Consider the following 613-nt stretch of genomic DNA (forward strand, 5'->3'; position numbering starts at 1 on the left):
GCAACAGATCCTTACGAAGCTTCCGAACCGCTTTTTTCAGTGGCTTGTCCTTGGGCTTCTCCAGCAGTTGCGACTCCAGCGCCTGAGTCATTTGTTCCAGTTTCGCACTGTCAATCTCGGCGGACTCGCCGAGTTCGTTCAGGTCCTGGCCACGGTGTTCCTGTTCTTCTCGTTTCTCTGCGGCCTCAATGTCGACAAACAAAGCATGTACCTTTTCTTGGAGTTTGGCCTTATGCTTACTCACCGCTTTGCCCCACACAAAGGTGTAACGATTCGCGTTGGCCTCGATCTTGGTGCCATCCACGAAGTAATGCTCTAGGGAAATGTATTTTTCGTCCACAAGAAATTGAAGCACGGTGGTAAATACCCTTTCAAGGACGTCCTTCATCCGCTCAGAACGAAAGCGATTGAGCGTGCGAAAATTCGGACGTTGACGTCCAGCCAGCCACATGAAGGGAATGTTTTCTCGGACCGCTTTGGCGATTTGCCGGGAGGAATAGATTCGCTGCGTATAGGCATAGATAATGACTTTGGTCAGCATTTTAGGATGGTAGCTGTCGCGGCCACCGCCAGGGTAGGCCGCGTCAAAGAGGGCGTCGTCGAGTCGATTTAC

At 51.7% G+C, this 613-nt stretch carries 1 protein-coding gene; it reads right to left on the reverse strand.

Annotation, left to right across the window (positions count from 1 at the left end):
- A partial coding sequence (locus A3848_RS28785) for a transposase (RefSeq protein ID WP_143192481.1) occupies positions 1 to 613 on the reverse strand: 613 nt, incomplete at both ends.

Source organism: Paenibacillus sp. P32E (assembly GCF_001909085.1).
GTDB classification, from domain to species: Bacteria; Bacillota; Bacilli; order Paenibacillales; family Paenibacillaceae; genus Paenibacillus_AQ; species Paenibacillus_AQ helianthi.